This is a genomic window from Gemella sp. GH3 (assembly GCF_013415425.1).
In the GTDB taxonomy this organism is placed as follows: domain Bacteria; phylum Bacillota; class Bacilli; order Staphylococcales; family Gemellaceae; genus Gemelliphila.
In genome coordinates this window covers 1-8,676 of the sequence record NZ_JACBYC010000156.1, presented here as the reverse complement: position 1 = coordinate 8,676, position 8,676 = coordinate 1, and the positions used below count along the sequence as shown (strand labels likewise).

Genomic DNA, 8,676 nt, shown 5'->3' with positions numbered 1-8,676 from the left:
CTTTATTAATGATCTTTCTTATGATGCTAGTAGATATAAATTAACTGTAATATTTTTATTATTATTCTTATTAATTACTATTTTCTCTGTATTTTTTAATGTGTTTTATGAAGGAAAAGATGTAATAAGTTTAACAAATCTTCCAATAACTCAAAAAGAAATTTTTTATAGCAAATTTCTTTTTATGATAATTAATTCTGCATCATCTATTTTAATATTAGCTGTTTTAAATATTATTTCTACAATTAAATATACTAATGATAATATACTTTTATCAATTATAATAGTTTTTATATATACTATAATTATATCACTTTGTGTTTTATTTATTACAATGCTAATATCATCATTTCTTACTAATATTAAATTATTTAAGAAATATAGAACTGCTTTTATAGTTGTTTCACAGGTTGTCTTGTTTATGTTAATATTTGGTAGTTATTTTTTTATGATACCTGTTTTTATGTCAGGAGAAGTTACTCCGATTAGTCAGTATAAAGGAGATTTTTTCCTTAATGTTATTACAAGTCCAACCAGTTTTCAATCACTTAGCAAAATATTAGTATTGGCAGGAATTTTAGTTGTATTATTATGGCTACTTAATAAATTCGTAATAGAACCTTATTTTACACATAACATAAGTCTTGCAGAGAATTCAAATAAAAATAATAATGTAACAAAACAGAATAAAAATAAAGCATTCAACAAAAAAAGAATATTTGATAGTATGACAATGCAAAGCTTTAAAAATGGTACACTTATATCAAATAATATCTTATCACCATTTATTTCTATATGTTTATTTATTGGTATAATAATAGTTTTTAGAGGTCATAATTATTTACAACAAGATTTAATTATTTTACCAACAGCAATTATTGTAGGAACTGTAGGAGCAATATTCTTATATAGTACTGCCTCTTTTAGTGCGTTAGCAATTTCTATAGATTATAAAAATTTTGAATATATAAAAACTCTACCACTACATTTAAAACAATTTTTACTTAGAAAATTATTTATTTCAACTATATTGCAAATATTAATATCATCTGTACTATTTATTGTATGTATTGTTATTTTAAATACTTCTCTATTTTTCAGTATTACTGCTATGACTACGTTTTTAGCAGTGTCCATAATACATTCTATATATATGTTTACTAAAGATTTGAAAAAACCTTTTACTAATTGGAACAATATTACACAATTATTGTTAAGAGGCGGTTCTCAAATGAAACAATTACTTATATTTTTTGCAGTAATAATAATAACTAACGTTATAATTGCTATAACAGTATTATTTACAAACATATTCCCTAATCTATGGTGGCTTTTATCTGGTATATACATTGCTATCATAATAACAATAGGTGTTACATTTACAATCATTCTAAATAGAGAAATAAAATATTTTCAATAAAACTAAAACTCAGATTATATAATTAATATTATCTGAGTTTTTAATTTTAATATTTTTATATCTTATTAATTATAAATTTTGATACACATCTTTAAATTTGTGTTTTCAACAAAAAATAAAGTAGAGATTACATATAATCTCTACTTTTATTTAATCACACTAACTATATTAAATATTCTTATTTTAAGCGCTCTTCCAATTCAGCTTTTAATTCTTCAAAACCTGGTTTACCTAATAAAGCAAACATATTCTTCTTATATGCTTCTACTCCTGGCTGATCAAATGGATTAAGTCCTTGTAAATATCCAGAAATAGCTACTGCTTTCTCAAAGAAATAAACTAAATAACCAAAAGTAAATTCTGACATATCTGGAAGCTCTACTACAAAGTTAGGTACTCCTCCATCAGTATGAGCTAATAGTGTACCTTCAAATGCCTTAGTATTTACAAAATCCATAGTTTGACCTGCCAAGTAGTTAAGACCATCTAAATCTGTTTTTTCTTCTTTTAATTCAAAATTTAAGTTAGGTTGTTTTACTTTTAAAACTGTTTCAAATAAGATTCTACGACCTTCTTGTACATACTGTCCCATTGAGTGTAAGTCTGTTGAGAAACATACACTTGATGGATATAATGCTTTTCCATCTTTTCCTTCTGATTCTCCATAAAGTTGTTTCCACCACTCATTGAAGTATACCATTGATGGTTCATAAGAAACTAATATCTCTATTAATTTCCCTTTTTGTTGTAAAATATTTCTCATAACTGCGTATTGATACGAAATATTTTTAGATAAATCATCAGTTGATAATTCGTCTTGAGCAAGTTTTGCCCCTGCCATCATTTTATCAATATCAATTCCACTTACTGCTATAGGTAATAATCCAACCGCTGTAAGAACTGTAAAACGTCCACCAACATCATCAGGAACTACAAATGTTTCATATCCTTCACTATCTGCTAAAGTTTTTAAAGCTCCTCTAGCCTTATCTGTCGTTGCATAAATTCTTGATTTAGCTTCTTCTTTACCATATTTCTCTTCTAAAAGATCTTTAAAAACACGGAATGCTATAGCAGGTTCTGTAGTAGTTCCAGATTTAGAAATTACGTTAACAGAAAAATCTTTACCTGTTGTTTTCAAATAATTAACTAATTCTTGCGTATACGTTGAAGAAATAGTGTGTCCTGCAAAAAATACTTGTGGAGTTTTTCTATCTTTCTCATAGAAATTATAAAAACTATCATTTAGCATTTCTATTGCAGCTCTTGCCCCTAGATAAGATCCTCCTATACCAATAACTACTAATACATCAGAATCACTTTTAATTTTTTCATTTGCTTTTTTAATGCGTACAAATTCTTCTTTATCATAATTAGTAGGCAAATCTAACCATCCTACAAAATCATTACCTTGCCCTGTCTTATTGTGAAGTTGATTATGAGCTATTTTCACATAATCTTCCATATTTTTTACTTCTTGTTCAGAAAAGAAGTTTAATGCTTTTGAATAATCAAATTTTAAATGCATTTTCTATTCTCCTTGTTTATATACTGTAATATAATATATTCTATATCATTTAATTATTAATGTAAAGTACATTTTAAAGTAAATTTACAACACTCTATCTTTCATATATAATAGTTGATTTATTATCTAATATATATTCATATATTAATTCAGCTACTTTTTCTGTATTATGTCGTATATTAGTACCATCAATTTTGACAATATCCTCATCACTAATAACTTCTATATCTAACTTCTCTAATTCATCATAATCTAATTCTACTTTTTCTTGTCCCGACTCATAATATTTTAATAGAATATTATTGTCTATATCTTTTGAATTAGCTATTACTAAGTCAAATAAGTTAGCTCCGACATGTTTATTTATAGCTTTTATATGATCACTTACAGAATATCCTGTTGTTTCTCCAGACTGAGTCATAACATTTGCTACATATATTTTCTTCGCCTTACTACTAACAATCTTTTCTGCAATACCATCTATTACTAAATTTGGAATTATAGATGTGTATAAACTACCAGGACCTATAATTATATAATCACTCTCTTCTATAGCTTTTAGAACATAGTTAGTAGGTTTTACCGTTTTAGGAGTTATATAAACCTCGTCTATATTCCCACCATATTCGGTAATTGATGATTCTCCTCTAACAATTTCTCCATTTTTCATACGAGCATTTAACGTCGCTATATCATTTGTTGTAGGAAGAACTGTTCCTTTAACATTTAATATTTTACTCATGACTTTTACTGCAGTAGAGAAATCCCCATAAATATCTGCCATAGCTGCTATCATCAAATTACCTACAGGGTGCCCACTAACTTCTCCAATATCAAATCTATACTGAAACATTTTTTCCAAATGCGGTTCTACATCTGATAATGCTGCAATTACATTTCTTATATCGCCAGGAGATGGAATATTCATATCACTACGTATTTTTCCAGAACTACCTCCGTCATCTGCAACAGTTACTATAGCCGTAATATCTAACGGATAATTCTTTAAACCTCTCATTAAAACAGATAATCCTGTTCCTCCTCCTATTGATACTACTTTTAATTCTTTAGTCATTATTTCTCCTTCCTGTGTTTATATCACGATGAGAAATATACGTCTTATAGCCCTCTTTTTTTACATCATCAAATAATTGTCTAGCAATACTCACTGATCTGTGCTTTCCTCCAGTACATCCTATGGCAATAGCAACTTTATCTCTTCCCTCATATTGATATTTCTCTATCATATATAGCATAAGATTTTTTAGTTTAGAATAAAATTCTTGAGTAGTATTATCATCAAAAACATAATTAAAAACATCATCATCTAGTCCTGTTTTTTCTCTTAAGGCATCTATATAAAATGGATTAGTTAAAAATCTAACATCAATAACATTATCAGCATCAATAGGAATGCCATATTTATAACCAAAACTAGAAATCATAACATGATACTTATCTTTTTTCATTATATCAAAATCTTCCGATATTTTTTGAACTAAATCTTTTACCCTTAAGTAACTAGTATCATAAATATAATTAGATATAAATTTAATATTTTCAATTAATTCTCTCTCTATAGAAATACCTTCTAATAAACTCTTTTCTTTTGATAGTGGATGATTTTTTCTAGATTCTTTATATCTATTTACCAATACTTCATCGTTACAATCTATATAAATAACTTTAACATTAAAATTACTATCTTTTCGCAAATTATTTATTAGCGAATTAATTTCTAAAGAGAAACTTTTACTTCTTATATCTATACTAATTGCTGCTCTTTGTATATTTTTATCTACTAATAATTTTAAAAATGAATCAACTAAAGGTGAGGGCATATTATCTACACAAAAATATCCAAAATCTTCAAAAACACTTAATGCACTATTTTTACCTGCACCACTTATCCCTGTTATTATTACTAAATCTTTTTTCATATAGATATCTTCCTTTCTAAAATATATACTTACTTAGCTTCATACCAGTTATTTCCTACAGAGGAATCTGCTTTTAATTTAACTTTTAAATTAGCTGCATTTTCCATAATATTTTTTACTACTTCCTCTAATTTTTTTACATCGTCTTTATGGACATCAAATATAAGCTCATCATGTACTTGTAACAAAAGTTTTGCTCTTAAATTATTATTTTGTAAATAGTCAAAGACATTAATCATAGCTATTTTTATTATATCAGCTGCTGTACCTTGAATAGGTGTATTCATCGCTATTCTAGAATTTAAGTTAAATATTAATTTATTTTTTGCATTAATTTCTGGCAAATATCTACGACGATTGAATAGCGTTTTTACATACTCGTGATCTTTTGCAAATTGAACTATATTATCCATATATTTTTGGACTCCAGAAAATGTTGCTAAATATTTATCTATAAACTCTTTAGCACGCTTTCTACTTATTCCTAAATTATTTGACAATCCGAAATCAGATATTCCATAAACTATACCAAAATTTACAGCTTTAGCCTCTCTTCTCATAGCATCGCTAACTTCATCTAAAAGAACTCCATTAACTTGACTAGCTGTTTTCGTATGAATATCTTCATCATTATTAAACGCTTCTATCATAACTTCATCTTCTGCGATATGGGATAAAACTCTAAGCTCTATTTGAGAATAATCTATACCTAAAATTACATTATCTTCTGAACTTGGTACAAAGGCTTTTCTTATCTTTCTACCTTCTTCTAACCTTATAGGAATATTTTGAAGGTTGGGGTTAATTGAAGATAACCTTCCAGTAGCTGCTAAAGTTTGTTCATAACGAGTGTGAATTTTTCCACTCGAAGTTATATCTTTAACTAAACCTTTAGCGTATGTAGAATTTAATTTAGTAATAGTTCTATATTCCATAATTAACGGAATAATAGGATGCTTATTTTCTAAAAATTCTAAAACCTCTACAGAAGTAGAATAACCCGTCTTAGTTTTTTTCACAGCGGGTAATCCTAATTTTTCAAATAATACTATACCTAGTTGTTTAGGAGAAGATATATTAAATTCTGTACCAGATAAACTAAAAATTTCCTGTTCCAAGTTGTTAATTCTATCATCTAAATCTGTACTTATTTCTGATAAGGTATCTCTATTTACACAGATACCTTCATACTCCATATTCATTAATACTCTAGCTATAGGCAATTCTATATTTTTATATAATTCAAAAACATCTCTTTCTTTCATAGCTTCTTCTAATATAGTTTTTAATTTAAAATTTAAATAAGCTACTTCTGCTATATACTTATTAACTAACTCTATTTCTGGGATTGATCTCTTCGCACCTTTTCCATAAATATCTTCATCGCTAGAAATATGCTCTCCTAAATAATGATTTACTATTTTACTAAAATTATCAGAAATATTTACATCAATCAAATAATTAGCGATTTTAGCATCAAAAACATAACCTTGTATTTCCAAAGAATATCTTTTGGCTATATAAGATACTTTTTTTATATCATAAATATTCTTTGATTTATCACTATTTAAAAACTCTACTATATATTTATTTGCAAAAAAATCTTGTTCAGAAAATATATAAACTTTATTGTCGCTGTAAACTGCTATATTTAGAATATCGCTATTATGATAATCATCTGTAAAACATTCCAAATGAATACTACTATCTTCTAAATTTATTTCAGTTTTATCACTAGCCAATACAATATTTATATCTAATCCTTTTTTGTCTTTATTACTTTCTAATTTTTTCAAAAATGACGTAAACTCTAGTTTTTCAAAAAGCTGTATTTTCTTATCAATATTTTCTTCAAAAGTTAAAGATAAAACATCATTATCTAAAGGTACTTCCGTAAAAATAGTAGCTAATTTTTTACTTATCAAAGCATCATCTTTTCCAGATTCTAAGCGTTCTTTTAATTTTTTTCCGCTAATATTCGATATATTATCCAAAACATTTTCTACAGTTTCGTACTCTTTTAAAAGTTTTATAGCTGTTTTTTCTCCTACACCTTCAATTCCCGGTATATTATCAGATTTATCACCCATCAAACCTTTCATATCTATTATTTGTAATGGAGATAACCCGTATTTTTCATAAATAAACTTAGGCGTATAATAATCTATATCTGTTACACCTTTTTTAGTATAATAAATTGTTATCTTATCAGTAGCTAACTGCGTTAAATCTTTATCTCCTGTAACTATTATAACTTCATGCCCCAAAAGTTCTGCTTGTTTTGCATATGATCCTATAATATCATCAGCTTCATATTCATCGTGTTCTTCATATTTGATTCCATAACTATCAAGAAGTTCTCTAACATAACCAAATTGCTCTATTAATTCATCAGGAGTTTTACTACGTGTCCCTTTATAATTTTCATAACTCTTATGCCTAAATGTAGATTTTCCTTTATCAAACGCTACTAGTGCATAGTCTGGATTTAAATCTAACAATAATTTATCTAACATAAGCGTAAAACCATAAACGCTATTTGTATACAATCCTTTTTTATTTTTAAGTGGTGGCATAGCATAAAATGCTCTAAAACTTAAGCTATTCCCATCTAACAACAAAATTTTCGCCATAATATGTCCTCTAATCTTTTTGTAATTACAACATTGATTATATCACAAATAACTACATCTGTAATGTTTTACGGCATATAATCTTTATTATAAAAATAAACCTAGCAATAAACTATTTTATTATTTATTACTAGTTCTATTTTCATATTTAATTTTAGTGAATATCCTTTTTCTTAAAATTAGCTCCGCTAACTTCTGCTATATTACCTATAGATAAAAAGGCATTTTTATCATTTTCTACAACTATACTTTTCAAAGTTGCTTCCTCTATTCTAGTAATTACACAAAAAATTACTTTAGTTTCGTCTCCACTATATCCACCTTCACCATTAAGAAGGGTGACTCCCCTTCCCAACTGTTGTTGTATTTCATCACTAATTTTTCGATACTCTTTGGAAATTATCATTACAGACTTAGAATCATTTAATCCCTCAATTACAACGTCCATAACTTTTGCAGCTATAAAATAACTTATCATAGAATAAAGTGCTGATTCCCAACTAAAAATAAAGCCAGAAACGACAAAAATAACAACATTTATAGCTAAAACCATTTCACCTACAGAAATAGGTAAATTTTTCGTAGCAAAAATAGAAAACATCTCACTTCCATCTAGCGTTCCACCACTTCTAATAACTAAACCTACTCCAATACCTAATATTATACCTCCAAAAATACAAGCCAAAAAGGGATCAGTTACTAATGGTGGATAGGGATGAAATACAGCAGTCATTACAGACAAAGCTGTTACTCCAAATAATGAAGCAATAGTAAAATTAAGACCTATTTGCTTATAACCTAAATAAAGAAAAGGAATATTAAATAAGAAAATAAATACCCCTATTGGTAAGCTAATGTAATTTTGAGCAATAATAGAGATACCTACAACTCCTCCATCTAATATTTTATTAGGAATTAAAAAGAATTCTAGGCCAGCAGCAAAGATTGCTGATCCTATAAAAACAAGAAAGTATTTCCTAAATATTTTCAAAAATTTAATAATTTCTACCTCCAAACATAAAAAAATTTACAAATCATATATTAAAATTGGTATGTTACAATAATTATATTTATAATTATTGTAACATATTTATTTAAAATTATAAATTAATTAACCATATTATTCAAAATTTGTTATATTAACAACTTATTGAT

General features: G+C 26.7%; 6 protein-coding genes. 1 reads left to right on the top strand and 5 read right to left on the bottom strand.

All coding sequences use genetic code 11. From position 1 onward, the window contains the following. Window positions 1-1,420, top strand: a 1,420-nt coding sequence (locus HZY83_RS06185; RefSeq protein ID WP_179943186.1) for a hypothetical protein, incomplete at its 5' end; no start/stop codon positions are given. A gap of 178 nt (window positions 1,421-1,598) precedes the next feature. On the opposite strand, the gene HZY83_RS06180 is transcribed toward HZY83_RS06185, so the two are convergent. The 5 genes from HZY83_RS06180 to HZY83_RS06160 form a co-directional block, all read right to left on the bottom strand. Next, window positions 1,599-2,948 (bottom strand): glucose-6-phosphate isomerase, encoded by a 1,350-nt coding sequence (locus tag HZY83_RS06180; protein ID WP_179943185.1) that lies wholly within the window; start codon window positions 2,946-2,948, stop codon window positions 1,599-1,601. 94 nt (window positions 2,949-3,042) lie between these two features. Next, a complete protein-coding gene (locus tag HZY83_RS06175) occupies window positions 3,043-4,023 on the bottom strand; it encodes a gluconeogenesis factor YvcK family protein (protein ID WP_179943184.1) in 981 nt (326 codons plus the stop codon). Beyond that, complete coding sequence (rapZ, locus tag HZY83_RS06170) at window positions 4,016-4,888, bottom strand: RNase adapter RapZ (protein WP_179943183.1); 873 nt, start codon at window positions 4,886-4,888, stop codon at window positions 4,016-4,018. Before rapZ ends, HZY83_RS06175 begins: the two co-directional genes overlap by 8 nt. 29 nt (window positions 4,889-4,917) lie before the next feature. Beyond that, window positions 4,918-7,521 (bottom strand): DNA polymerase I, encoded by a 2,604-nt coding sequence (polA, locus tag HZY83_RS06165; RefSeq protein WP_179943182.1) that lies wholly within the window; start codon window positions 7,519-7,521, stop codon window positions 4,918-4,920. Window positions 7,522-7,675: 154 nt separating this feature from the next. Beyond that, on the bottom strand, window positions 7,676-8,521 hold the full coding sequence (locus tag HZY83_RS06160; protein ID WP_370520052.1) for a YitT family protein: 846 nt from the start codon (window positions 8,519-8,521) through the stop codon (window positions 7,676-7,678). Window positions 8,522-8,676 lie beyond the last annotated feature (155 nt).

What these genes read in the sequence shown, in the direction of transcription:
- HZY83_RS06180 (WP_179943185.1), bottom strand. Translation starts at nt 2,948, where the DNA reads ATGCATTTAAAATTTGATTATTCAAAAGCATTAAACTTCTTTTCTGAA.
- HZY83_RS06175 (WP_179943184.1), bottom strand. Translation starts at nt 4,023, where the DNA reads ATGACTAAAGAATTAAAAGTAGTATCAATAGGAGGAGGAACAGGATTA.
- rapZ (WP_179943183.1), bottom strand. Translation starts at nt 4,888, where the DNA reads ATGAAAAAAGATTTAGTAATAATAACAGGGATAAGTGGTGCAGGTAAA.
- polA (WP_179943182.1), bottom strand. Translation starts at nt 7,521, where the DNA reads ATGGCGAAAATTTTGTTGTTAGATGGGAATAGCTTAAGTTTTAGAGCA.